Source organism: Defluviimonas sp. SAOS-178_SWC (assembly GCF_039830135.1).
Taxonomy (GTDB): domain Bacteria; phylum Pseudomonadota; class Alphaproteobacteria; order Rhodobacterales; family Rhodobacteraceae; genus Albidovulum.
Window position 1 is genome coordinate 2,958,861 of record NZ_CP156081.1, and the last position, 23,532, is coordinate 2,982,392.

The window sequence follows — 23,532 nt, forward strand, 5'->3', positions numbered from 1 at the left end:
TGATCGCCCTCAATTGCGAACGCGTATTACGCTGGCCTCGGCCACGGGTTCAAGCTCTGGCCTCAGACCAAGCAGGGGCGCGGCGCGACGGATGATCTCGGCCCCGACCGGAACCGCGGTCCATCCGGCGGTGCGGCGCGGCTCGGTGCCAGACGTTTCGACCGGCTCGTCGAGCGAGACGACGAGGACGTATTTCGGGTCCGACATCGGGAAGGCGGCGGCGAAGGTCGCGACGACCTTGTCCTTGAAATACCCGCCCCCGTTCGGTTTCGGCTTGTCGGCGGTGCCGGTCTTGCCGCCGACCTCGTACCCCTCGACGTCGCCAAAGGTCGCAGTGCCCCGCTGCACGACCTGACGCAGCATCGAGCGGATGATCGCCGATGTGCCTTCGCTGATGATGCGCGGGCCCGTCTCGACCTTCGTGCTTTTCAGGACCGTCGGGGCGACCTTCGTGCCGCCGTTGACCATCGCCGCATAGGCGGCGGCAAGGTGCAGCGGGCTTGCCGCGACGCCGTGGCCGTAGGAGACGGTGAGCGTGGTGATCTCGGGCCATTTCGCCGGGCGGAGCGGCTTGCCTGTCGGTGCCTCCACCAGCTCCACCGGGGTCGCGTCGAACATGCCGAGCCTGCCGAGGAAGTCCTGCTGGCGTGTCCCGCCGATCGCTTGCGCGACATGGGCGGTGCCGATGTTCGACGACTTCACGATGACGTCCGTCACCGAAAGCTGCGGGCCGTAATTGTGGAAATCGCGGATGCGGAACTTGCCCCAGACCATCGGCCCCTTCGTCTCGACCATCGTTTCGGCGTTGACGAGGCCGAGGTCGAGCGCCTGGGCAATGGCGAAGATCTTGAAGGTCGAGCCGAGTTCGTAGACACCCTGAACGGCGCGGTTGAAGAGCGGGCTGTCGGACGGGTCGCCCTTCAGAAGCGGCGCGGGGCGCGTGTTCGGGTCGAAATCCGGCAGCGACGCCATCGCGACCACCTCGCCCGAACGCACGTCCATCAGGATCGCCGTCGCGCCCTTGGCGTTCATCAGCTTCATGCCGCCGTAAAGCACATCCTCGACCGTCGACTGGATCGTGAGGTCAAGCGACAGCTGCAGCGGCGCGCCGCCATTGGCGGGATCACGGAGCCAAGTGTCGAAGGTCTTCTCGACCCCGGCGGTGCCGACGACCTCGGCCGACTGGACACCCTCACGGCCGAAGCTCGCACCGCCGAGGACATGGGCCGCGATGGCACCGTTGGGATAAAGCCGCATCTCGCGCGGGCCGAAGAGTAGGCCGGGATCGCCGATCTCGTGCACACGCTGCATCTGTTCGGGCGAGATCTTCTTCTTCACCCAGAGGAACTTGCGCGTGCCGGTGAAGTCCTTCTTCATCCGCTCCACATCAAGATCGGGGAAGATCTCCGCCAGCTTCTTCGCTGCACCGAGGGGGTCGACCATCTGCTGCGGCTGGGCGTAAAGCGCATGCGTGATCAGGTTCGTCGCGAGGATCCGCCCCTGCCGGTCGGTGATGTCGGCGCGCTGCGCGACGATGGAGGCGCCTGCGACGGCCGTCTGCGGCTCCACCGGCTCGGTCGCGGCCAGCAGCCCCATCCGCGCGCCCACGGTCAGGAAGGCGACGACGAAACCGACGCCGAGCAGCAAGAGCCGCCCCTCGGCCCGAAGCCGCGCCTTGTCGCGCATCTCCTCGTGGCGCAGGCGGATATTCTCCCGCTCGATCGCGTCGGGATTCTCGCCCTTGGCGCGGGCGGAGAGGATGCGGGCCAGCGGACGGAGCGGCGTGCGGGTCATGGATTGCCCTCGTTCAGCGCGATCGTGTCGATGGGGACGGTGATGGGCGGCAGGGCGACGGCGGGATAGCTGACTTGCGACACGCCGCCGAACTGGCGCGGTTCGAACGGCAGAAGGCCGAGACGTTCGAAGTTGATGTCGGCAAGCTCCCTCAGTCGGTCCGGACGGTTCAGATAGGCCCATTCCGCCTTGAGAACGCTCAGGGATTCGCGCAACTGCCCGATTTCGTTCTGAAGCCCCCGCACGTCGGCAAGCTCCGCCTGGGTGCGGTAATTCTCGCGGTAGGCCCAGAAGGCGAGGCTCATGACGGCGAGCGCGGAGAGAAGGAGGAAGAGGCTGCGCATCAGTTCTGTCCTTTGAGCGCGGGTTTCGGAAGCCCGAGGGCGGCCCGGTCGGCCTGGCCGGCGGGGGCATCGGTGCGGATTCCGACGCGGAGCTTGGCGGAACGGGCGCGCGGGTTCTCGGCCAGTTCGGCCTCGTCCGGGCCGACGGCGCGGCGGGTCTTGAGCGTGAAGGCCGGCGTGACCGCTTCCCGCTCGGGGGCATAGCGGCTGCCCTGCCCTTCGCCGCCTGAGCGAAGCTGGAAAAACCGTTTGACCACGCGGTCCTCAAGCGAATGGAAGGTCACGACGGCAAGCTGCCCGCCGGGCTTCAGCGCCCGCTCCGCCGCCTCCAGCCCCTCGGCGAGCTGGCCGAACTCGTCGTTCACCGCGATGCGGATCGCCTGGAAGCTCCGGGTTGCCGGGTGGCTTTGCCCCGGTTTCTGGCGCGGCAGGCAACGCTCGACGACATGGGCGAGTTGCAGGGTCGTCTCGAAGGGGCGGTTGGCGACGATGGCGCGGGCGATGCGGCGCGCGGCGCGCTCCTCGCCATAGTGATAGAGGACATCGGCGATCTCGGCTTCGCTGGCCTCGTTCACCAGATCGGCGGCGGTGGGGCCGCTGTCGCCCATGCGCATGTCGAGCGGGCCGTCCTTCTGGAAGGAGAACCCGCGCTCCGGCTGGTCGATCTGCATCGAGGACACACCGAGATCGAGGACGACCCCGTCCACCTGCTCTCCGGCAATAGTATCGAGATCGGAGAACGTGCCTTCGACAAGGGTCAGCCGGTCGCCGTAAGCGCCGGCCCAGCTTGCGGCCATGCGGAACGTGCTCGGATCGCGGTCGATGGCGACGACGTTGTCGGCGCCCGCCTCCAGAAGCCCCCTTGTGTAACCGCCGGCCCCGAAGGTGCCATCGACCCAGAGGCCGGAGACAGGCGCGACCGCTTCAAGAAGCGGCCGCAGCAGAACCGGGATATGGGGGGCGGGATCGTCCGTGCGGGCTGCGGCAGCGGCCATCGCTCAAGCCCTCGGCAAGGGCGGCAGGAGGCTTCTGGGATCGAAGTCCTCGGGATACTGGTCGGCCAGGCGCTGGCTCCGGCGCGCGGCCTTCGCCTCGTAGGTCTCGGGGTTCCAGATGCGGAAATAGTCGCCGGCGGAGATGAAGAACGCCTCGCCCTTCAACCCGATCTTCTCGCGCAGTTTTTGCGGGATCGTCAGGCGCCCGTCATCGTCGATCACGCTTTCGATCGACTGGCCGTACATGCGCTCCTCGATCATCAGCCGCTCGGACGAGCCGCGCTGCATAAGGGAAATCTGCTCGTCCATCTCGTGGATCGCTTCCATCGAGAAGACTTCGAGCCAGTCCTGGCTTTCGGGGCCGTAGACGATGACGATGTTCGGGCGCAGACCTTCTTTCCAGTCCGGGTCGGAGGCTTCGATCACGCGGCGGAACGGCGCGGGGATGGATACGCGACCTTTCGCGTCCACCTTGAATGTCTCCGAACCTCTGAACCTGCGTGCCACGCGGCGCGCTCCTTAGCCACTGTCCCCTCCCCCCGAACCGATACCGCCAGACCAGACCGCGACCGGCCTCGATGCGGGGCCCTGAACGGACAACGGCGGATCGGGCTGCTGCCACTGCCCGATCCGCCGCCCTGTCCCATCGCTGGGTTTGTCCGGCTGCGCATGCCACCTGGGGGGATGTCTGCTCGCTCGCGCGCCGGATCTCTCTGGTTCGATGAAAGCGGGTGCCTGTATGAAACCTGCTTTTCGCCTTTTGGGTCTTTGTGCCCGTTTAAGCCCGTCTTCATCGGTGATCTAGGGATTGCATGGGATTTCATGGGAATCAACAAAAATCTGCGGCCAAAACATACAACATGAAGTTACGGACATACCCAAGGCACTGGATTTTGTGGAGCAGTCAAAACAAGAATTCCCACTTGTAGATAAAATTCTTCATTTATACACCAGATATGGACGTCATCATGCCCGACACTGGCATCCCATGATTTCCCGAAAAATTTCGGAAAGTTCGACCTCGACGTCAGAATTTGACGACAACTCACCCCAAAATCCCGTCAGTCGCGCTGAATTCACTCCATTTCACGGAGCGGTGATTCGGTTTTAGCCAGTAGGTCTTGGCGATTTCCCGTGCATTCCCACGGAACCGCGCTCTGTCCCATGAAATCCCGGCAGGTCACGCTTCAACCCCTTCCGCCCGCCACAAGACGATCCGGGAGATGCGCCCGGCGGCGGCGCCCGAGCGCGGGCCGGCCCAGATCTTGCGCCATTTCGGGATCGGACGCCTCGACGACGAAGCGAGCCGCCCCTGTTCGACCCCCGGCGCACGGACCAGTCCGCACGAGAAGGGGGTGCCGTCACTAGGCGATGCAATGCGGACAAGCGCGTCGAGGACGACGGGCCGGGCGATGATCGTCGGAGGCCCCTCTTTTATCAGCGCACAAAGATTGGACGCCTTGCATGCGAGAACAACAGCAATGGCCCGGCTCGCAGAAGAATTGGGCAAGCTACCGTTACGTAACGTAAATTCAGAGCAGGTCGCCATGCGTTTGCCGCATGGCAGCATTGACGACGCGAGGTATTGTGCACTTGCAGCATAAAGCTCATGTTGGCCCTAACGGCGCCGGACCTGGTGCTAACGAAATGAGATGAGGCTTAGAGAAATGGCATATGTAAATGGAGTTCGCGGGATCGAAGCCAGCCTGGCCGAGCGCGCCGCGGCCTTTGTGAACGGACTGCGTGACAATCACCGCCGCTACCGCGTCTACCGTCAGACGATGAACGAGTTGCGGGCGCTGAGCGATCGCGAACTGAACGATCTCGGCATCCACCGCTCGGCGATCACGGCAATCGCGATGGAAGCCGCCTACGGCAAATGATTTCTCTTCCTGGGACCCTCTCCTCCTCCCTCGGGTCCCGGAAATCCGCGGCGACATCCTCCTCCTCCCTGATGTCGCCGCGACCCTATCGGGCCCGACAAGCCCCCTGACGATGCGACGGACCCGTCTCCTCCTCCCTCGGGTTCGACGTTGTGAAATGCGGCGGTGACGTCCTCCTCCCTGTCATCGCCGCATCTTCACCCTGCATTGGCGGTCCGACCTCCTCCCTCGGGTCGCTGACATGGAGACCGGCGGCGCCCCCTCCTCCTCCCTGGGGCGCCGCCGATCTTCACCGGACGACCGGGTCCCATCTCCTCCCTCGGGATCCGTCAAGACCACTTGCGGCGCCATTTGGCGCCGTTTTCCTTTTCTGATGGCTGTCTGGCGGCAGGGATATGCACGCCCAGAGGATGCGGGCGTCAGAACGGGATGTCGTCCGCCGTCTCGGCCGAGACGATGTAGCTCGCAAGGACATGCTTGGTGCCGGCCTTGTCGAACGCCACTTCGAGCTTGTCGCCCTCGATCCCGTCGACGCGGCCGTAACCGAACTTCTGATGGAAGACCCGGTCGCCCTCGCTGAAGGCCGAAACGGCGTCGAGGTCGATCACCACGTGGCGCGATTCGCGGGGCTGGCTCACCGGACGCGCGCCGGCGCGGTCCTGCATCCGCTTCCAGCCCGGCGAGTTGTAGACGTCGGCGCGCGCCGCCCGGTCCTCGATCCCCGACGACATCGCCGCCGCACCGTAGCCGCCGCCGTAAAGGCCGGGCGGCGTCAGCACCTCGACATGCTTCGCCGGCAATTCGTCGATGAACCGCGAGGGCATCTGGCTTTGCCACTGTCCGTAAACCCGGCGATTGCCGGCGAAGGAAATCGTGCAAAGCTCCTCGGCCCGCGTAATCCCGACATAACCGAGCCGGCGTTCCTCCTCGAGGCCCTTGAGCCCGCTTTCGTCCATCGAGCGCTGCGAGGGGAAAAGGCCGTCCTCCCATCCCGGCAGGAACACCACCGGGAATTCCAGACCTTTCGCGGCGTGAAGCGTCATGATGGAAATCTTCTCGGTCGCATCCTCGGTGTCGTTGTCCATGATCAGCGCGACATGTTCGAGGAACCCTTGCAGGTTGTCGAACTGCTCCAGCGCCTTGATCAGTTCCTTGAGGTTCTCGAGCCGCCCCGGCGCCTCGGGCGTCTTGTCGTTCTGCCACATCTCCGTGTAGCCCGATTCCTCGAGGATCATCTCGGCCAGCTCAATATGGCTCTGGCCGTCGCGCAGGGTCAGCCGGTGCCAGCGCTCGACATTCTCGACGAATTGCAGAAGCTGACCGGCCGCCCGGCCGGACAGCTGACCGGAGGCGAGCGCCCGGCGCGCGCCGACAGACAGGCTCGCGCCCGCATCGCGGGCGCTCCGCTGGATCACCTGCTGGCCCTTGTCACCAAGCCCGCGCTTGGGGGTATTCACCACGCGTTCGAACGCGAGATCGTCTTCGGGCGAGACGGCGAGGCGGAAATAGGCCATCGCGTCCCGGATCTCGAGCCGCTCGTAGAAGCGCGGGCCGCCGATGACGCGGTACGGCAGGCCGATGGTCAGGAAGCGGTCCTCGAAGGCGCGCATCTGGTGCGAGGCGCGGACGAGGATCGCCTGATCGTTGAGGCTCACGGGCTCCATGCCGCGGGTCCCCCGTTGCAACGCCTCCGCCTCCTCGCCGATCCAGCGCGCCTCTTCCTCGCCGTCCCAGTGGCCGATGAGGCGGACCTTCTCGCCGCCCTTCGCCTCGGTCCAGAGGGTCTTGCCGAGCCGCCCGGCATTGGCCGAAATCAGCCCGGAAGCGGCGGCGAGGATATGCTCGGTCGACCGGTAGTTCTGTTCGAGCCGGATCACCGTGGCGCCGGGAAAATCCTTCTCGAACCGCAGGATGTTGCCGACCTCGGCGCCGCGCCAGCCATAGATCGACTGGTCGTCGTCGCCGACGCAGCAGATGTTCTTGTGCTTTGCGGCCAGAAGCCTGAGCCAGAGATACTGGGCGACGTTCGTATCCTGATACTCGTCGACAAGGATGTAGCGGAACCAGCGCTGGTATTGTTCGAGAACGTCAACGTGGTTCTGGAAGATCGTCACGACATGGAGGAGGAGGTCGCCGAAATCGGTGGCGTTCAGCGTGAGAAGCCGCTGCTGATAGGCCGCGTAAAGTTCGGTGCCCATGTGGTTGAAGGCGCTCGCTTCCGCGCTCGGCACCTGCTCCGGTCCCCAGGCGCGGTTCTTCCACTGGTCGATCAGCCCGGCCAGTTGCCGCGCGGGCCAGCGTTTCTCGTCGATATTCGCCGCCGCGATCACCTGTTTCAACAGGCGGATCTGGTCGTCGGTGTCGAGAATGGTGAAATTGGACTTCAGACCGACAAGCTCGGCATGGCGGCGCAGGATCTTCACGCTGATCGAATGGAAGGTGCCCATCCAGGGCATCCCCTCGACCGCCTGCCCCATCAGCCGCCCCACCCGTTCCTTCATCTCGCGCGCGGCCTTGTTGGTGAACGTCACGGCGAGGATCTCGTTTGGCCGCGCATGTCCCCGCGCCAGAAGATGCGCGATCCGCGCTGTAAGCGCGCGCGTCTTGCCGGTGCCGGCCCCGGCGAGCATCAGGACCGGCCCGTCGAGCGCCTCCACCGCCTGCCGCTGCGCGGGATTGAGCCCGTCGAGGTATGGCGCCGGCCGCGCGGCCATCGCGCGGGCGGACAGCGAGGCGCCTTCGAAGGCGTCGTGATCGTCATAGCTGCTCATGGGTGGCAATCTAGCCGCATCGGCGGACGAATAAAAGACAAGTTCACACTCTGTTCCATCCGTTTCGCTGGACTTTCGCGGCGGGCCCCGTGAGATATCCGGCATGGACCTGAACCAACGCTATCCGGCCATCGCCGACCTCAAGGCCAGCGCCCGCGCGCGCATCCCGCTTTTCGTCTGGGAATATCTCGACAGCGCCACCGGAACCGAGGCGACTCTCCGCCGCAACCGGGCGAAGCTGGACGAGGTTCTGTTCCGCCCCTCGATCCTGCACGGCGAGTTCACGCCCGACCTGACGACCGAGCTTTTCGGCCAGCGTTTCCCGCTGCCCTTCGGAGTCTCGCCCGTCGGCATGTCCGGGCTGATCTGGCCCGATGCCGAACGGCTGCTCGCGGCTGCGGCGGGCAAGGCCGGCCTGCCCTATTCGATCTCGACGGTGGCGAGCCAGACGCCGGAATTCGTGGCGCCCGTCCTCGGACAGCACGGCTGGTTCCAGATGTATCCGCCGCGCGACCCCGAGATTCGGCGCGATATGCTGAAGCGCGCGAAGGATGCCGGGTTCTCGGCGCTGATCCTCACCGTCGACGTCCCCGTGGCGAGCCGGCGGGAGCGGCAGACCCGCTCCGGCCTGACCCAGCCGCCGAAACTGACACCGCGGCTTTTCGCGCAAGTGGCGATGCGGCCGGCCTGGGCGCTTGGCACACTCAGGATGGGCATGCCGCGAATGCGCCTGATGGACGACTATGCGGAGAACAAGGTCAGCCTCTCTTCGACCGCCCATATCGGGTATCTCCTTCGCACCTCGCCCGACTGGGACTACCTCATGGCGCTCCGCGACGCCTGGGACGGGCCGCTAATCATCAAGGGCGCCCTCGACCCTGACGACGCGGCGCGACTTCAGGACGCCGGCGCGGATGCGATCTGGGTGTCGAATCATGCCGGCCGGCAGTTCGACGCCGCCCCGGCCACAATCGAGGTCTTGCCGGCGATCCGCGCCGCGACCACCCTGCCGGTTATCTTCGACAGCGGCATCGAGGGCGGGCTCGACATCCTGCGCGCCATCGCGCTTGGTGCCGATTTCGTCATGCTGGGCCGGGCCTGGCACTATGCGCTCGGCGCGCTCGGGCCGGACGGTCCGGCACATCTGATCGACATGCTGACGAAAGACATGACGGCGAATATGGGCCAGCTCGGGGCGCGGCGCCTGTCGGACCTCCCGGGCCGCGCGCTGCCCGGCCCCTGAACGGCGCCGCGCCACCGCCGCAGCGTCCGTTCGCGCCGCGCACCGCAACCGGGGGGCGTTCGGTGCGCCATGCCTCCCCGCCCGTCGACAGGTCGCTTTCGTCAGAATTGCTTCGCTTCCACAGCAGTCTGCGTCGTCGCGGGGCATATGCCGAACGAATTGCTACCGAATCCTAACAATTCGGTCGTTCTGGGTATTGCGCCGCGCCGCAGCACCCCTATTGTTCGGCACGCGCGACCGGGGAGGGACCGATGGCTGAGTTCAAGAAAATTCTGATTGCCAACCGCGGCGAGATCGCCATCCGCGTCATGCGTGCTGCGACCGAACTCGGCAAGCGGACCGTCGCGGTCTATGCCGAGGAGGACAAGCTCTCGCTCCACCGCTTCAAGGCCGACGAGGCCTACCGGATCGGCGAGGGGCTCGGTCCCGTCGCGGCCTATCTCTCGATCCCCGAGATCATCCGCGTGGCGAAGGAATGCGGCGCCGACGCGATCCATCCGGGTTACGGGCTCTTGTCCGAAAACCCCGATTTCGTTGAGGCCTGCGCGGCGAACGACATCACCTTCATCGGCCCGAAGGCCGAGACGATGCGTGCCCTTGGCGACAAGGCCAGCGCCCGGCGCGTGGCCATCGCGGCGGGCGTGCCGGTCATTCCCGCGACCGAGGTGCTCGGCGACGATTTCGACGCGATCATGACGGAAGCGGCCGGGATCGGCTATCCGCTGATGCTGAAGGCCTCCTGGGGCGGCGGCGGGCGCGGAATGCGGCCGATCACCAAGCCCGAGGAACTCGTCGAGAAGGTCCGCGAGGGCCGGCGCGAGGCCGAGGCCGCCTTTGGCAACGGCGAGGGCTATCTCGAAAAGATGATCCTGCGCGCGCGCCATGTCGAGGTGCAGATCCTCGGCGACATGCATGGCAATATCTACCACCTTTACGAACGCGACTGCACCGTCCAGCGCCGCAACCAGAAGGTCGTCGAACGCGCCCCCGCCCCCTACCTGACCGAGGCCCAGCGCGCCGAGGTCTGCGAGCTTGGCCGCAAGATCTGCGCCCATGTGAACTATGAATGCGCCGGCACCGTCGAGTTCCTGATGGATATGGAGGACGGCAAGTTCTACTTCATCGAGGTCAATCCCCGCGTCCAGGTCGAGCATACCGTGACCGAGGAAGTGACCGGGATCGACATCGTCCAATCGCAGATCAAGATCGCCGAGGGCAAGACGCTGGCCGAGGCGACCGGCATCAGCCGTCAACAGGATATCGAGCTTCGGGGCCACGCGCTCCAGTGCCGGGTCACGACGGAAGATCCGCAGAACAACTTCATCCCCGATTACGGCCGGATTACCGCATACCGGTCCGCGACGGGCATGGGCATCCGCCTTGACGGCGGCACCGCTTATGCGGGCGGCGTGATCACCCGCTACTACGACTCGCTTCTCGTGAAGGTCACCGCCTGGGCGCCGACACCGACGCAGGCGATCGCCCGGATGGACCGGGCGCTGAGGGAGTTCCGCATCCGCGGGGTCTCCACCAACATCGCCTTCGTCGAGAACCTCCTGAAGCACCCGACCTTCCTCGACAACACCTACACGACGAAGTTCATCGACACGACGCCGGGTCTTTTCAACTTCAAGAAGCGCCGCGACCGCGCGACGAAGATCCTGACCTACATCGCCGACATCACGGTGAACGGGCACCCCGAGACCGCCGGCCGGCCGAAACCGCCCGCCGAGGCGCGGAGCCCGAAGCCGCCGAAGCTGCGCGCCGCCCCGGTTCCGGGCACCCGGAACCTGCTCGAGGAACAAGGCCCGCAGGCCGTCGCCGACTGGATGGCCGCGCAGAAGAAGCTGCTGCTGACCGACACCACGATGCGCGACGGGCACCAGTCGCTTCTCGCCACCCGGATGCGGTCGATCGACATGATCAAGGTGGCGCCGGCCTACGCGGCCAACCTGCCTGAGCTGTTCAGCGTCGAGTGCTGGGGCGGCGCCACCTTCGACGTGGCCTATCGGTTCTTGCAGGAATGCCCCTGGCAGCGGCTCCGCGATCTCAGGAAGGCGATGCCGAACCTGATGACTCAGATGCTGCTCCGCGCCTCGAACGGCGTCGGCTACACGAACTACCCCGACAACGTGGTGCAGGAATTCGTGCGCCAGGCCGCCAAGACCGGCATCGACGTCTTCCGCGTCTTCGACAGCCTCAACTGGGTCGAGAACATGCGCGTCGCGATGGACGCGGTGATCGAGAACAACAAGGTCTGCGAAGGCGCGATCTGTTATACCGGCGACATCCTGAATCCCGACCGGGCGAAATACGACCTCGCCTATTACGTCGACATGGGCAAGGCGCTGAAATCCGCCGGCGCCCATGTCCTCGGGCTGAAAGACATGGCCGGTCTTTTGAAACCGGCGGCGGCCCGCGTCCTCTTCAAGGCGCTGAAGGAAGAGGTCGGCCTGCCGATCCACTTCCATACCCATGACACGTCGGGCATCGCCGGGGCGACGATCCTCGCCGCCGCCGATGCCGGCGTCTCGGCCGTCGACGCGGCGATGGACGCCTTCTCCGGCGGCACATCGCAGCCCTGCCTCGGCTCCATTGTCGAAGCGCTGGCCCATACCGACCGCGATACCGGCCTCGACATCGCGGCGATCCGGCAGATTTCCAACTACTGGGAAGGCGTGCGCCACCAGTATGCGGCGTTTGAGTCCGGGCTGGAGGCCCCCGCCTCGGAGGTCTATCTGCACGAAATGCCCGGCGGCCAGTTCACCAATCTCAAGGCGCAGGCGCGCTCGCTGGGGCTTGAGGAACGCTGGCACGAGGTGGCGCAGGCCTATGCCGACGCCAACCAGATGTTCGGCGACATCGTCAAGGTCACGCCCTCGTCGAAAGTCGTCGGGGACATGGCGCTAATGATGGTCGCGCAGAACCTGACGCGCGCGCAGGTGGAAGACCCCGCCACCGACGTGGCCTTCCCCGACAGCGTCGTCGACATGATGCGCGGCAACCTCGGCCAGCCGCCGGGCGGCTTCCCCGAGGGCATCGTCGGAAAGGTACTCAAGGGCGAGCGGCCGAACACCGAACGGCCGGGCAAGCACCTGAAACCCGTCGATCTGGAAACGACGCGCGCCTCCGTCTCGAAGGAGCTTCTGGGGTTCGCCGTCGATGACGAGGACCTGAACGGCTACCTGATGTATCCCAAGGTCTTTCTCGACTACATGGGCCGCCACCGGCTCTACGGGCCGGTCCGCACGCTGCCCACCCGCACCTTCTTCTACGGCATGCAGCCGGGCGACGAGATCGCTGCCGAGATCGACCCTGGCAAGACCCTCGAAATCCGGCTTCAGGCGGTGGGCGAGACGACCGACGACGGAGAGGTCAAGGTGTTCTTCGAACTCAACGGCCAGCCCCGCGTGATCCGCGTGCCGAACCGGCTGGTGAAGTCGCAGACGGCGGCGAAACCGAAAGCGGCCGACGGCAACCCCAACCATGTCGGCGCGCCGATGCCGGGCTCCGTCGCCTCCGTCGCGGTCACGGCCGGTCAGAAGGTCAATGCCGGCGATCTTCTGCTGACCATCGAGGCGATGAAGATGGAGACCGGAATCCATGCCGACCGGGCGGCAACGGTGAAAGCCGTCCTCGTCCATCCCGGCAGCCAGATCGAGGCCAAGGATCTTCTGGTCGAACTGGAGTGACCCCTGCCCCGGCCCGCGATTGGCGCCCTGTTGGGACTCGGGGCGCCAGTCTCCGGCCGGGGAACATGAGGGGTGACCGATGACTGACTTGACACACACGGCGTTCGAATCCTTCCTCGTCGAGGATGTCATCCTGACGCTCGGCAACCTGCGCGGTTCGCTCGACTGGCTCAGCGCCGGCCCGGAGCAGAACCGGGTCGGGCGCGAACGGCTCGACCGCCAGCTTGGCCATCTGGAGGACCGCGCCCGCGCCGTGTGCCGGGAGCTTCGGAGCGAGCGAGCCGTGGATCCGGTGGGAGCCGAACCTGCCAACCTTTTCGCCGACGATTTCGCGCCCTATATGCCGCAGCGGGCGAAAGTGGGGCCGAGGGCGGCGGGCATCCCAATCGGGACCGCTATCCTCGATACCCTCGGCGATGGCGAGAGGCACGCGGACAGCGCCGTCTTTCGCAGCCGGCGCGCCTGACATGCGAAACCGAAAACGGGGGCGCCCTGCCCCCGTTCTTCACGGCATGTCGCGCCCCTGCTCAAGCCGCGCGGACCAGATCGTCGCTGCGCGTGATCCCCGCCGCGATCAGCGCCGGCATGGCCCCGGCCCGCGACTCGTCCAGCACATCGAAAAAGGCGCGACCGGCCGTGGCCGCCTCGGGCCCCTCGGTGGCGCAATGGATCAACGCGCCGGAATTGACATAGACGATTTCCTCGCTGGCGAAGCGCAGGCTCAGCGCTTCAGCCGGACGGAGAAGGTTCCGCCGCGCGATGCCCCGATACCCCACGAGGGCCGAGGCCGGGATCAGCGTGCCGGCGCAGCACCTCCTCGGCCACATGGGAGGCCACCAAGACGTGCTGACCCGCCAGGAGGCTGAAGTCGCCGCGATTGTCGAGGGCACCGCCCGGCACGTGGACCATGTCGGCCTCGGCGGCGGGCCAGAGATGATGCCGCTCGACCCGGGCGACGGGGCGGAAACCGCCGTCATAGGTGGCGACACGGGTGCCCCGGGCCAGGGTCTCGACCGGGCGCCAACCCGCTTCGGTTTCGACGAGGCTGCCGACCAGAATGCCGGCGCCGTCGAAGTCCGGCAGGAAATTCAGCCCGTGGAGCGCGAGGGAGATCTTCTCGGCGGCGCGGAAGGTCGTGGCGTTCTGCATGAACATGGCTTGGATCCCTTCGGTTGATCTGGAGGCCTCGTCGGCCGAGGCGGTGCCGTTTCTGCGGTGGACCCAGTACGCGCCCGGAATTCGCCCGTATTTCGAGATAGTTGCGACATCCGCACGGCACTATCTCGCCCTGATTGTTAATCCGGCCACCACAGCCCGCTTTGATCTCCATTTCGCGTGCCGTTAAGATCTTTTTTGCCATTTTATATATTAAAAACACTATCTTACACGCTAAAATCAACAGAAGGGGGAATCGCGCAGCACCCGCGAAGCGGCCGAACACCGGTCGTCGACGGGGGCGGCAGAGGAGAAGCCGAACCTTACGCGCGCGCTCCCCACCCGAAACCCGAACTTTCTGTCCGTGGCCCGCACTTTTCCTCTTGCAGCCGGGCAGGAGAATTTATACATCGCTCCCACCCAAGGATGCGGGCGTAGCTCAGGGGTAGAGCATAACCTTGCCAAGGTTAGGGTCGTGAGTTCGAATCTCATCGCCCGCTCCAAAATCTCTCTTGCGCGGAAGCGTTGCGAGACACGGGATGGGGCCGCCTTCGGGCGGCCTTTTCGTTTCAGCGGCAGCGATGCGACAGGGCGCGGAATTTCGTCTGCCGCCGCTGGCACTGCCTTTCTTCGGCGCCTATAAGACGCGCGAAGCGAAAGGAGCGCCCATGCGCAAGGCCCAGATCACGCGGAAGACCGCAGAGACCGAGATCGCGGTCGAGATCGACCTCGACGGCACCGGCACCTATTCCAACGAGACGGGCGTGGGTTTCTTCGACCACATGCTCGACCAGTTGTCGCGCCATTCGATGATCGACTTGACGATCCGGGCGAAGGGCGACCTGCATATCGACGACCACCACACGGTCGAGGATACGGGCATCGCGCTCGGGCAGGCTCTGACGAAGGCGCTTGGCGACAAGAAGGGCATCCGCCGCTACGGGCACTTCGCGCTCGCCATGGACGACGCGCAGGTCGCGACCGCGCTCGACCTCTCGGGGCGGCCCTACCTCGTCTGGACGATGGAGTTCCCAACGGCGAAGATCGGCACCTTCGACACTGAGCTTGTGCGCGAATTCTTCCAGGCACTCTCGACCCATGGCGGGATCACGCTGCACATCGACCGCGTGCACGGGATCAACAGCCACCACATTGCCGAAGCCGCGTTCAAATCCGTCGCCAAGGCGCTCCGCATGGCGGTCGAGCCCGATCCGCAGGCGGCGGGCGTGTTGCCGTCGACCAAGGGGGCGCTGTGAGCCTTACGGTCGTCGTCGATTACGATTCCGGCAATCTCCACTCGGCCGAAAAGGCGTTCCAGCGCATGGCGGCCGAGACGGGGGCAGGCTCCGTCCTCGTGTCGTCCCGGCCCGAGGATGTCGCCCGCGCCGACCGGATCGTTCTGCCGGGCGACGGCGCCTTCCCGGCCTGCCGGGAGGCGCTCGACCGCTTCACCGGGCTGTTCGAGGCGATCGAAGAGGCGGTGACGGCGCGCGCGCGCCCGTTCCTCGGCATCTGCATCGGCATGCAGATGATGGCGACGCGCGGGCTGGAATACCGCGAGACGCCGGGCTTCGGCTGGATCGGCGGCGAAGTCGTGAAGATCGAGCCTGCGGACAAGGCGCTGAAGGTTCCGCATATGGGCTGGAACGACCTCGTCATCGACCGTCCCCACCCGGTGCTGGCGGGGATCACGACCGGCAACCACGCCTATTTCGTCCATTCCTACCATTTCCGCGTCGCCGACCCGGCACATCTTCTGGCGCATTGCGACTATGGCGGGCCGATCACCGCGATCGTCGGCCGCGACAACATGGTCGGCACCCAGTTCCACCCCGAAAAGAGCCAGTCGACGGGGCTCCGGCTCATCGCCAATTTCCTCGCCTGGCGCCCCTGATGGACATCGCCGCGATCCTGCGCGAGGTCCACGAAAGCGTCGGCCAGAGCGCGGACCGCGGCGCGGTCGCCACCTACATTCCCGAACTGGCCGATATCGATCCCGGCCTTTTCGCGATGTCGGTGGTGCTGGCCGATGGCAGCCAGCATTCGGTCGGCGACGCCGCCATGCCGTTCTCGATCCAGAGCATCTCGAAGGTTTTCGCCCTTGCCCTCGCGCTCGGCCGGCTCGGCGACCGGCTCTGGTTCCGCGTCGGGCGGGAGCCGTCCGGCCTCGCCTTCAACTCGATCCTCCAACTCGAACACGAGAAGGGCATCCCGCGAAATCCCTTCATCAATGCCGGCGCCATCGTGGTCACCGACGCGGTCCTCTCGCACCACGCCCCGCGCGAATATCTCGGCGAACTGCTGCGCTTCATCCGCACCGCCGCCGGCGACGACGACATCCATATCAACCGGGCCGTCGCGCGATCCGAGACCGAAAGCGGCCACCGCAACTTCGCGCTCGCGCATTTCATCCGCGCCTATGGCAACCTCGTCAATCCGCCCGACCTCACACTCGGCGCCTATTTCCACCAATGCGCTGTCGAGATGAGCTGCGATCAGCTGGCCCGCGCCGGGCGGTTCCTGATGGGCGCGCCGGGCATGCCGCGGCTTGTCTCGCCGGGCCGGGTGCGGCGGATCAACGCGCTGATGCTGACTTGTGGCCATTACGACGGCTCGGGCGATTTCGCCTTTCGCGTCGGGCTGCCCGGCAAGTCGGGTGTCGGCGGGGGGATCCTGGTGATCGCGCCCGGCCGCGCCTCGATCGCCGTCTGGTCGCCGGGGCTCAATGCGCAAGGCAACTCGAAGCTCGGCACCGAGGCGGTCGAGCTTCTCGCCCGCCGCGCCGGCTGGTCGGTCTTCGGCTAGCTCACTTCACACGCTGCCAGGTCTGCTTTGAGCACAGAAGCCCGCCCGCAACGCAGCCGGCCAGACGCAGGCTGTCGCCATTGAGCTGGATCTTCCCAATATAGACCTTGTCGTTCGACGGCCGCCAGACCTTGCCGGCATAGGAGCCGTCGCCGTTCGGCACCATGTCGATAACCAGCGTCTTGCCGAGGTTGGGAGATTGATATTCCCCATCCGTCTTGAAGGTCCGAGAAATCTTGCCGCAATAGGCACTGCCGCAGGGCGCCATCGTGACATAGGCATATGATCCGTCATCCACCTCGGTCTGCCACACCCCCTCGACAGGGTCGGCCGACGCCATGCCTGCGGACAAGACCAGGGCCGCCGCGATCACCGTCTTCTTCATATCCGATGTCCTCCCTGACATTTGCGCCGATGATCGGGCAATCCGCCCCGCCCCGTCCAGCGTGACGTGGCGTTGAACCGCCTTTGCAATCGCCGGGCCGCTGTGGCAAGAGGCCGGCGACGAGAAAGGAACTGCCGATGATCCTCTATCCCGCCATCGACCTCAAGGACGGCCAGTGCGTGCGGCTCCTGCATGGAGAGATGGACAAGGCCACCGTCTTCGGCGACGACCCGGCCGCGCAGGCGGCCGCGTTCGAAGCCGCGGGATGCGAGTGGATCCACCTCGTCGATCTCAACGGCGCCTTCGCCGGCGCGCCGGTGAACGCGGCGGCGGTGGAAGCGATCCTCGCCCGCGTGTCGGTTCCCTGCCAGCTCGGCGGCGGCATCCGCGACATGAAGACCATCGAAGGCTGGCTCACCAAGGGTCTTGCCCGCGTCATCCTCGGCACCGTCGCGGTGGAGAACCCGACCCTCGTGCGCGAGGCGGCGCTGGCCTTTCCCGGCAAGGTCGCCGTCGGCATCGACGCCCGCGACGGCAAGGTCGCGACCAAGGGCTGGGCGGAAGAGACCGACATCAGGGTCACCGAGCTTGCCCGCCGCTTCGAGGATGCCGGCGTCGCCGCGATCATCTACACCGACATCAACCGCGACGGCGCGATGACCGGCCCGAATATCGAGGCGACCGAAGCCCTCGCCCGCGCCGTGACGATCCCGGTGATCGCCTCGGGCGGCGTCTCCTCGCTCGCCGACCTCCTCGCGCTCCGCGACACCGGCGTCATCTCCGGCGCCATCTCCGGCCGGGCGCTCTATGACGGCGCGATCGACCTTAAGGAAGCGCTGGGGGCCTTGAAGGCCACCGCCTGACCTTCGCGCACCCGGCACCGGCGCCGCTTCAGACGGAATGGCCGGCGCCCGCGCCGCCACCGTCATCGAGATCCGGTTGGAACCGGCGGGGCATCAGCCCGGCCTGGAACCAGACGAGATAGCTGTAGATCGAGAAGACCGGCAAACCGGTGGCCCGGCGCACGTCGGCGGCATAGGGCACCATGTTGGTGCATTCGAGCACGATCGCGCCAAGGTCGGGCGTCGCGCGGTGAAGGCGGAGCGCTGCGTCGACCACATCGGCGCGGGCCTGTGCGAAGTCGACGGACAGGGCATCCGACAGGATCTTCTGCGTGAACTCCCTGCCATCGTCCGTGCCTTCGACCGGCGTGCCGTCCGGAATGCCGGCGGCTTTGCGGTGCCGTTCGGTCAGCGTCGCACGCGAAATCGTGACGATCCCGACGCGCCGGTCGGGCGGCAGCATCCGCTGCACCATCGGCACCTGCATCAAAGAAGAGCTTGCGACCGGCACGCCGAGAGCATCAGACATGTGATCCTGCAAGGGCACGAGGAACCCGCAATTGGTCGCGATCCCGTCGCAGCCATGCGCCACGAGGTCACGGCCCGCCGCGATGAAGGGCGCGGTCAGCGCGTCGGCGTCCCCCCGCACCGCCTTGTCCGGCGATGCCCCGCGCACGATCCGGTACTGGACGGGAAACGGCCAGGTCAGCGCGTTGCCGATATCGCCCGGAATGCGGGGGAACTGCGTGTCCAGCATCAGGATGCCGAGGGTCGCGCCGAAGACGGTCTTTCCGCCGGTCTCGATCATTCCGCACCCTCCCTTGGCGCATAGATATCCGCGAAGGCGAGGCGCACGGCCTCTGTCGCCTGATCGCGGCGCTTCTCGATATGGGCGCGCATCGCGTCCATCGCCGCCGTCTTGTCCCGCGCGATGAGCAACTGCAGCACCCGGCGATGGGCCGACATCCGCTCGGTCACGGCGCCAGACGCGCGCATCTGCTTCAGGTCGATCGACCGCACGTATCGGATACGGCCGTTGACGTTGGAGAGCATGCTGTCGAATTCCGGGTTTCCCGCCAAGGCGCACAGCCGGACATGGAAGCCCTCGTCCATCTCCAGCAACTCCACCGGATCGGTGCTGCGGTCATAGGCGCCTTCGGTGCGGTCGAGGTAGGCTGCCAAGCCGGCGATCGCCGCATCTTCGGCCCGGTCGATCGCGGCGCCCAATGCGGCGCATTCGATGGCGGCGCGGGCTTCGTATAGGTGAAAGATTCCTTCGGGGCTGAGCGCGCGGCAGAAGAATCCCTGCCCGCTACGGAAATCGAGGAACCCTTCGGCCACCAGCCGGTTCAGCGCCTCGCGCAAAGGCGTGCGGCTCGCGCCGAGGCGGAGGGCGAGCCGGGATTCGTTCAGGCGCTCGCTCGGGCGGAATTCGAAATCGGCGGCCATCCGGCGAAGTTCGCCGTAAAGCCGACCGACCGTATCCTCGGGCATGGGTTGGGTTTCGATCACCGGGTCGCTCCGTTGGGTCCATGCCGAAAATAACGCAGCCTTGATCTGCTGACAACGCTGTGCAACGATCTGTATACAGAAATTCGGGTGGGCGGATGACATGTCGAATTCACCGACGGGTGCCGACGCAATGGTTCGGATGCTGGAGGCGCATGGCGTCCGGCATGTCTTCGGCCTCTGCGGAGATACGAGCCTGCCGCTCTACGACAGCCTCCTCAGGCTCGATCACGGCATCACCCATGTCCTGACCCGCGACGAACGTTCCGCGACCTACATGGCGGATGCCTATGCCCGCGTCACCGGGCGGCCCGGCGTCTGCGAGGGGCCGTCGGGGGGCGGCGCGACCTATATCCTGCCCGGGCTGATCGAGGCGCGGGAATCGAGCTATGCGGTCCTGGCGATCACCACCGACATCTCGGTCGCGAGCTACGGGAAATACCCGCTGACCGAGGTCGATCAGGAGGTGCTGATGCGGCCCCTGACGAAATGGAACACCGTCGTTCGCCGTGCTGACCATATCCCGCGCATGGTCCGCGCGGCCTTTCGCGCGATGACCACGGGGCGGTCGGGCTCGGCCCATATCGGCCTGCCCTATGACATCCAGTACGACACCGTGGACCCGGCGGACATCTGGGCCGATCCCGCGCTCCAGAGCTTTCCGGCCTACCCCGCCGCCCCTGCTCCCGGCGCGGCCGAAGCGGCGCTTGATGCGATCCAGTCGGCCAGATTGCCGCTGATCGTCAGTGGTGGCGGCGTGGTGATCGCCGGGGCGATGGAGGAGCTTGACCGGCTCGCCCGGCGGCTCGACATTCCCGTCGTCACCTCGATCTCCGGTCAGGGCGCGCTGGCCGAGACGCATCCGAACGCGGTCGGCGTCGTCGGCTCGAACGGTGGCACGGACGAGACCTGGGCGGCGATGGAGGCGGCGGACCTCGTCGTCTTCATGGGCTGCCGGGCGGGATCGACCACCACCGCACGGTGGGAGGCACCGAAGCCCGGCGCGCGGATCGTGCATTTCGACAGCGACCCGATGGTGATCGGCGCGAACTACCCGACCGAGGTCGGCGTCGTCGCCGACCTGAGGCTGGCGCTGGCCGAGGTCAACCGCATCCTCGACGCCCGCAAGGACGGCGCCGCGGCATTCGGCGGCGCCGACCTCGCCGCCGACATCCGCCAGCGCAAGTTCGACCGGTTCCGCACCCTCGCGGCCAGCGACGCGACGCCGATCCGGCCCGAACGGGTCATCGCGGCGCTCCAGCGCGTCCTGCCGGAAGATGCGGTCATCCTTTCCGATCCCGGCACGAGCTGTCCCTATTTCTCGGCCTACTATCAGCTTCCCCGCCCCGGCCGCCATTTCATCACCAACCGCGCGCATGGCGCGCTCGGCTATGCCCTGCCCGCCGCGCTCGGCGCCTGGTACGGGCGGCCCGGCGACAAGGTCGTGGCGCTGATGGGCGACGGGTCATTCGGGTTCAACTGCGGCGAGCTGGAGACGATCTGCCGCGCGCGGGCCGACATCACCTTCATCGTCTTCTCGAATGCGAGTTTCGGCTGGATCAAGGCAAGCCAGAAGGCCGACAAGGGTGCGCGCTATTACAACGTCGATTTCAACCGCACAGATCAGGCCGCCGTCGCCGCCGCGTTCGGCGTGAAAAGCTGGCGGGTGGAAGACCCGGCCGAACTGGACCGGGTGCTGCGCGAAGCGGTGGCGCATGACGGCCCGACCCTCGTCGACATCATCACCCAGCCGCTCGAAGAAGCCTCGGCCCCGGTCAGGAGATGGATGGGATGACGGACACCTCGAACACGGTTGCGATCATCGGCGCGGGGATTGTCGGGGTCTCGACGGCGATCTGGCTTCAACGGGCCGGGCACCGGGTGATCCTGATCGACCGCAAGGGACCCGGCGAGGGGACAAGCCACGGCAATGGCGGCGTTCTCGCCTCCTGTTCCATCGTGCCCGTCACGGTGCCTGGGCTTATGCGGAAAGCGCCGCGGATGCTGTTCGACCCGAACCAGCCCCTGTTCCTGAGATGGGGCTACCTGCCGACGCTCGCGCCCTGGCTCATCCGCTATCTCCGCCATGCCAATGCCGACGCTGTGCGCCGCCGCGCGGCGGCACTCGCGCCGATCATCGGCGACAGCCTCGCCGAACATCAGGCGCTCGCAGCCGGGACCGGCGCCGAGAAATGGCTTCACCCGGCGGATTACCTGTTTCTCTACAACGACCGCCGCCACTACGACGGCGACGCCTTCGGCTGGTCGATCCGCGCCGAGCACGGCTTCAAATGGGATCTTCTCGAAGGAGAGGCGTTCCGGGACTACGATCCGGCCTTCTCGCCCATGCTCACCTGCGCGGCGCGGCTGAAGGATCACGGCCGCATCTCCGATCCCGGCCGCTACGTGAAGGACCTTGCCGCCCATGCGGAAGCCGGCGGCGCACGGATCGTCATGGGCGAGGTCACCGATATCGCGCGGGACGGCGGGCGGGTGACAGGTGTCAGGGTCGGCGGCGACACCCTGCCTTGCGATGCCGTGGTTCTTGCCGCGGGCGTCTGGTCGAAACCGCTGGCGGAACGCCTTGGCCTCAGGATGCCGCTGGAAACCGAACGCGGCTATCATCTGGAGCTATGGGAGCCTTCGATCATGCCGCGTTCGCCGGTCATGGTCGCATCGGGCAAGTTCGTCGCGACGCCGATGGAGGGGCGGCTCCGCCTCGCCGGCATCGTCGAATTCGGCGGTCTCGACGCGCCGCCCTCGCGCGCGGCCTTCGCGCTACTGGAGCGCAGCATCCGCGCCGCCATGCCGGGGATCAGCTGGAAAAAGACCGTGGAATGGATGGGGCACCGGCCATCCCTCATCGATTCCACCCCCGTCATCGGACCCGTTCCGGGGGTCGAGGGCGCCTTTCTCGGCTTCGGCCACGACCATGTCGGACTGACCGGCGGGCCGAAGACCGGGCGCCTCCTCGCCCAGCTCATTGGCGGGACGGCGCCAAACATAAACCTTGCGCCCTACGCTCCCGCGCGATTTCAATGACGAAGGACAAAGAAGCCAAGAAAGAAATCAAGCCAACCAACCTGGGAGACCGAGATGAAGACACTCACCTGCCTGCTTGCCGCCACGGCCCTCACCGCCACCGGCGCCCTTGCCGAGACCTGGGACATGCCGATGGCCTACCCGGCGACCAACTATCACACCGAAAATGGCGCCGTCTTTGCCGACTGCGTGAAGGGCGCGACGGGCGGGGCGCTGGAAATCGTGGTCCATCCCAACGGTTCGCTCTTCTCGGGCAGCGACATCAAGCGCGCGGTCCAGACCGGGCAGGCGCCGATCGGCGAGCGCCTCCTGTCGGCCCATGCCAATGAAAACCCGCTTTTCGGCGTGGACTCGATCCCCTTCCTCGCCACCTCGTTCGACGATTCAGACAAGCTCCTCGCCGCCGCCAGGGATGCTGTCGCCGGCGCCCTCGACGAACAGAACCTCGTCTACGTCTACTCGGTGCCGTGGCCGCCGCAGGGCCTCTACTTCAAGAAGGAAGTGAATTCGGTGGCCGACATGGCCGGCGTGAAGTTCCGCGCCTACAACGCGGCGACCGCGCGCATCGCGGAACTCGCCGGCATGGTACCGGTGCAGATCGAGGCGGCAGAACTCAGCCAGGCATTGGCGACCGGGGTCGCGGAAAGCTTCATCTCCTCGGGCTCGACCGGCGTCGACTCGAAGGTCTGGGAAAGCCTCACGCATTTCTATGACGTTCAGGCCTGGCTACCGCGCAACACGGTCTTCGTGAACAAGGACAGCTTCAACGGGCTCGACGACGCCGGCAAGGACGCGATCATGGAGTGCGGCGCGCAGGCCGCCGCCTCCGGCGAGGCACGCGCGAAGGAGCTGACCGACCAGTACCTGAAGACCCTGGCCGAGAACGGCATGACCGTGTCCGCGCCATCGGACGAGTTGAAGGCCGGCCTGAAAGGCTTCGGCGAGACCATGACGCAGGAATGGATCGCGGCCGCGGGCGACACCGGCAAGGCCGTGGTCGACGCCTATCTGGCGCAATAACCGGCAAGGGCGGGCGCGCGGCCACCCCCGCGCGCCCGGCCGCAACGAAGGG

The 23,532-nt window shown here is 66.3% G+C and carries 21 protein-coding genes and 1 tRNA gene; 12 read left to right on the forward strand and 10 right to left on the reverse strand.

Translation table 11 applies throughout. The features are described 5' to 3' along the window. Positions 1 to 9: 9 nt before the first annotated feature. From V5734_RS15265 to V5734_RS15280, 4 genes are read right to left on the reverse strand one after another with little or no spacing between them, the layout of a single operon-like run. Positions 10 to 1,794 carry a peptidoglycan D,D-transpeptidase FtsI family protein gene (locus tag V5734_RS15265; protein WP_347310490.1) on the reverse strand — a complete coding sequence of 595 codons (1,785 nt, stop codon included), beginning with the start codon at positions 1,792 to 1,794 and terminating at the stop codon, positions 10 to 12. Continuing rightward, the gene (ftsL, locus tag V5734_RS15270; protein WP_347310491.1) at positions 1,791 to 2,138 is read right to left on the reverse strand and encodes a cell division protein FtsL; all 348 of its coding nucleotides are present in this window, start codon (positions 2,136 to 2,138) and stop codon (positions 1,791 to 1,793) included. The genes V5734_RS15265 and ftsL overlap by 4 nt, the downstream gene beginning before the upstream one ends. Further along, on the reverse strand, positions 2,138 to 3,133 hold the full coding sequence (gene rsmH / locus V5734_RS15275) for a 16S rRNA (cytosine(1402)-N(4))-methyltransferase RsmH (protein WP_347310492.1): 996 nt from the start codon (positions 3,131 to 3,133) through the stop codon (positions 2,138 to 2,140). The genes ftsL and rsmH overlap by 1 nt, the downstream gene beginning before the upstream one ends. A gap of 3 nt (positions 3,134 to 3,136) precedes the next feature. After that, positions 3,137 to 3,604 (reverse strand): division/cell wall cluster transcriptional repressor MraZ, encoded by a 468-nt coding sequence (locus V5734_RS15280; protein ID WP_347310493.1) that lies wholly within the window; start codon positions 3,602 to 3,604, stop codon positions 3,137 to 3,139. A gap of 1,196 nt (positions 3,605 to 4,800) precedes the next feature. Between V5734_RS15280 and V5734_RS15285 the strand changes: the two genes are divergently transcribed. Then, positions 4,801 to 5,016, forward strand: coding sequence for a DUF1127 domain-containing protein (locus V5734_RS15285; protein WP_347310494.1), 216 nt, complete (start codon positions 4,801 to 4,803; stop codon positions 5,014 to 5,016). Positions 5,017 to 5,435: 419 nt separating this feature from the next. On the opposite strand, the gene V5734_RS15290 is transcribed toward V5734_RS15285, so the two are convergent. Then, a complete protein-coding gene (locus V5734_RS15290; RefSeq protein ID WP_347310495.1) occupies positions 5,436 to 7,787 on the reverse strand; it encodes an ATP-dependent helicase in 2,352 nt (783 codons plus the stop codon). A 103-nt stretch (positions 7,788 to 7,890) separates the two neighbouring features. Between V5734_RS15290 and V5734_RS15295 the strand changes: the two genes are divergently transcribed. The 3 genes from V5734_RS15295 (at position 7,891) to V5734_RS15305 (ending at position 13,188) form a co-directional block, all read left to right on the forward strand. Then, complete coding sequence (locus V5734_RS15295; protein WP_347310496.1) at positions 7,891 to 9,030, forward strand: alpha-hydroxy acid oxidase; 1,140 nt, start codon at positions 7,891 to 7,893, stop codon at positions 9,028 to 9,030. Positions 9,031 to 9,281: 251 nt separating this feature from the next. Next, positions 9,282 to 12,722: a pyruvate carboxylase gene (locus tag V5734_RS15300; protein WP_347310497.1), complete on the forward strand. Its 3,441-nt coding sequence runs from the start codon at positions 9,282 to 9,284 to the stop codon at positions 12,720 to 12,722. Positions 12,723 to 12,801: 79 nt separating this feature from the next. Beyond that, the gene (locus V5734_RS15305) at positions 12,802 to 13,188 is read left to right on the forward strand and encodes a hypothetical protein (RefSeq protein ID WP_347310498.1); all 387 of its coding nucleotides are present in this window, start codon (positions 12,802 to 12,804) and stop codon (positions 13,186 to 13,188) included. 61 nt (positions 13,189 to 13,249) lie between these two features. Here V5734_RS15305 and V5734_RS15310 read toward each other — a convergent pair whose 3' ends face one another. Then, positions 13,250 to 13,498 (reverse strand): hypothetical protein, encoded by a 249-nt coding sequence (locus V5734_RS15310; RefSeq protein ID WP_347310499.1) that lies wholly within the window; start codon positions 13,496 to 13,498, stop codon positions 13,250 to 13,252. Beyond that, positions 13,452 to 13,877, reverse strand: a complete 426-nt coding sequence (locus tag V5734_RS15315) for a Hint domain-containing protein (RefSeq protein WP_347310500.1) — start codon at positions 13,875 to 13,877, stop codon at positions 13,452 to 13,454. The genes V5734_RS15310 and V5734_RS15315 overlap by 47 nt, the downstream gene beginning before the upstream one ends. Before the next feature lie 428 nt (positions 13,878 to 14,305). Here V5734_RS15315 and V5734_RS15320 point away from each other — a divergent pair. The 4 genes from V5734_RS15320 to V5734_RS15335 all read left to right on the forward strand — a co-directional run bounded on the left by V5734_RS15320 (position 14,306) and on the right by V5734_RS15335 (position 16,682). After that, positions 14,306 to 14,380 (forward strand) — tRNA-Gly (locus V5734_RS15320). A gap of 165 nt (positions 14,381 to 14,545) precedes the next feature. Beyond that, positions 14,546 to 15,133, forward strand: coding sequence for an imidazoleglycerol-phosphate dehydratase HisB (gene hisB / locus V5734_RS15325; protein ID WP_347310501.1), 588 nt, complete (start codon positions 14,546 to 14,548; stop codon positions 15,131 to 15,133). Further along, a complete protein-coding gene (gene hisH, locus V5734_RS15330) occupies positions 15,130 to 15,771 on the forward strand; it encodes an imidazole glycerol phosphate synthase subunit HisH (protein WP_347310502.1) in 642 nt (213 codons plus the stop codon). Before hisB ends, hisH begins: the two co-directional genes overlap by 4 nt. Then, entirely contained in the window at positions 15,771 to 16,682 is a 912-nt protein-coding gene (locus V5734_RS15335) for a glutaminase (RefSeq protein ID WP_347310503.1), read from the forward strand. The genes hisH and V5734_RS15335 overlap by 1 nt, the downstream gene beginning before the upstream one ends. 1 nt (position 16,683) lies before the next feature. On the opposite strand, the gene V5734_RS15340 is transcribed toward V5734_RS15335, so the two are convergent. Then, complete coding sequence (locus tag V5734_RS15340; protein ID WP_347310504.1) at positions 16,684 to 17,067, reverse strand: DUF2147 domain-containing protein; 384 nt, start codon at positions 17,065 to 17,067, stop codon at positions 16,684 to 16,686. Between the two features lie 137 nt (positions 17,068 to 17,204). Between V5734_RS15340 and hisA the strand changes: the two genes are divergently transcribed. Continuing rightward, positions 17,205 to 17,930: a 1-(5-phosphoribosyl)-5-[(5-phosphoribosylamino)methylideneamino]imidazole-4-carboxamide isomerase gene (hisA, locus tag V5734_RS15345; protein WP_347310505.1), complete on the forward strand. Its 726-nt coding sequence runs from the start codon at positions 17,205 to 17,207 to the stop codon at positions 17,928 to 17,930. A gap of 28 nt (positions 17,931 to 17,958) precedes the next feature. Here hisA and V5734_RS15350 read toward each other — a convergent pair whose 3' ends face one another. Together V5734_RS15350 and V5734_RS15355 are read right to left on the reverse strand one after the other, a co-directional pair. Then, positions 17,959 to 18,714 (reverse strand): aspartate/glutamate racemase family protein, encoded by a 756-nt coding sequence (locus tag V5734_RS15350; protein ID WP_347313646.1) that lies wholly within the window; start codon positions 18,712 to 18,714, stop codon positions 17,959 to 17,961. Next, the gene (locus tag V5734_RS15355) at positions 18,714 to 19,421 is read right to left on the reverse strand and encodes a GntR family transcriptional regulator (protein WP_347310506.1); all 708 of its coding nucleotides are present in this window, start codon (positions 19,419 to 19,421) and stop codon (positions 18,714 to 18,716) included. Before V5734_RS15355 ends, V5734_RS15350 begins: the two co-directional genes overlap by 1 nt. A gap of 100 nt (positions 19,422 to 19,521) precedes the next feature. Here V5734_RS15355 and V5734_RS15360 point away from each other — a divergent pair, with 100 nt between their 5' ends. Genes V5734_RS15360 through V5734_RS15370 form a run of 3 tightly spaced genes read left to right on the forward strand, consistent with a single transcriptional unit; the run spans position 19,522 to position 23,480 of the window. Continuing rightward, the gene (locus V5734_RS15360; RefSeq protein WP_347310507.1) at positions 19,522 to 21,213 is read left to right on the forward strand and encodes a thiamine pyrophosphate-binding protein; all 1,692 of its coding nucleotides are present in this window, start codon (positions 19,522 to 19,524) and stop codon (positions 21,211 to 21,213) included. Continuing rightward, entirely contained in the window at positions 21,210 to 22,460 is a 1,251-nt protein-coding gene (locus V5734_RS15365; RefSeq protein ID WP_347310508.1) for an NAD(P)/FAD-dependent oxidoreductase, read from the forward strand. Before V5734_RS15360 ends, V5734_RS15365 begins: the two co-directional genes overlap by 4 nt. Before the next feature lie 54 nt (positions 22,461 to 22,514). Next, positions 22,515 to 23,480: a TRAP transporter substrate-binding protein gene (locus tag V5734_RS15370; protein ID WP_347310509.1), complete on the forward strand. Its 966-nt coding sequence runs from the start codon at positions 22,515 to 22,517 to the stop codon at positions 23,478 to 23,480. Positions 23,481 to 23,532 lie beyond the last annotated feature (52 nt).